Raw genomic sequence first — 1531 nt, 5'->3', positions numbered from 1 at the left:
AGTCTTTTAATCGCTAACCTGTCAATCAGGCGCAGCGGGCATACCACCCTGATCCACGATGACGCGGTCGCGGATGCCTGCAGGTCAATGTCTCGTCAGCTACTGGTCACCGATCATGCCGTTTGTCGGGTACATGGTCTTTTACGCGGTCGGGACATGCACGCCGCAGGATGGGTCTTCGTGGGCGGGATCTTCCGATGTGTTTAACGCAATTCGCCGGAGTAAAATGGTGGCGACTGCAACTCTCGCAGCGGAATGATCCTGTCCGCGCCCCGACAGGGACGGCTCGGCGCGTCAGTGTCATCAGACGCGAACTTTATATCCAATCAGCCGGGGAGTGGGAGCTCTGTACGGCTGACATCAAATCACGCGGCGGCGGGCTCCGAGTGCCGGAACAATTCGCCAGTCCGAAGCATGGTATGCATGATTACCGCCAGCTTTCGCGCGACTGCGACAGCCGCCCGCTTGAAGCCGATCTTTTCTTTCAGCCTGAGGCCCCAGGTCCGCAGCGCGTTCTCCTCCCTTGTGCGCGTCATGATCGTGACCGCCGCCTCGTACAGGAGCGAGCGCAAATGATTATCGCCACGCCGCGAAATGTGTCCGTCATAGTCAACTTCGCCGGACTGGTAGCGCCTGGTCGTCAGGCCTACCCATGCGCCCACCGATCGCGACTTCCTGAAGTTCTCCGGGTCCTCGATCGCCGCAATGAACGAGCTCGCGGTAACCACTCCGACGCCCGGGATCGATGACAGCAGTCGGCACTGATCGCTCATGCGCGCAGACGCGATGAGCTGCTTGGTCAGTTCGGCCGTCCGCGCGCGAATACTGAGCCATGACTCAAGCAAGGGCGAAATGATCTTTTCCAGCGCTGGATTGTCGGCAAGCTGCTCGCGAACATGGGATGCAAAAAGCCGCCCCGCGCCCTTGGGAACAATGAGGCCAAAGGTCTTCATCAAGCCGCGGATTTGATTGGATAGCTGGGTCGTCATCTTCAGCAGTTGGTTGCGGCCCGCGACGAGCGTCCGCGTCAGCATGCTATCGAAGGCTTTCACCCGAACTTCCCGGTAGAAGCCAACCTCAGCCAGATGCGACAGGCCGTCGGCATCGTTGGCATCGGTCTTGTTCCGCGCAAGATCGAGCGCAGCCTTCGCGTGACGCGCATCGATGCAGATCGCCGGCAGGCCTTCCTCCCGCAGTGCGTGGTAGAACCAAACTGACAATGGGCCGGTCTCGAACACAACCCTTGCTGCTTCTGGCGCCCGCTTGCGGACCATTTCGGCAATAAGCTTCGGGTCGGAGGGGCACTTGCCACGCCAGACCCGCTGGCCACCCTCACGCACCGAGATGAATGTTTCTTTCAATGAAACGTCGAGGCCGATAAACTGCTCCATGGTTGTCTCCCGTCCGATGCTGGGCCCGGTCACCATCGTGGGCCCGTATTTCATCCTACCGGGGGGCAACCACCTGACCAGCGCGTCCTGATCGCGTGGAAGCGCACCCCGCGATTACCCCATGTGTTTAACCCTGTTGG

General features: G+C 60.2%; 1 protein-coding gene. It reads right to left on the bottom strand.

The annotated features are described in order from the left end of the window. Positions 1-365: 365 nt before the first annotated feature. Positions 366-1391, bottom strand: coding sequence for an IS110 family RNA-guided transposase (locus NJ75_RS23115; protein ID WP_039338759.1), 1026 nt, complete (start codon positions 1389-1391; stop codon positions 366-368). Positions 1392-1531 lie beyond the last annotated feature (140 nt).

Source organism: Novosphingobium subterraneum (assembly GCF_000807925.1).
GTDB classification, from domain to species: domain Bacteria; phylum Pseudomonadota; class Alphaproteobacteria; order Sphingomonadales; family Sphingomonadaceae; genus Novosphingobium; species Novosphingobium subterraneum.
This window is presented reverse-complemented; position numbering and strand designations above follow the sequence as displayed.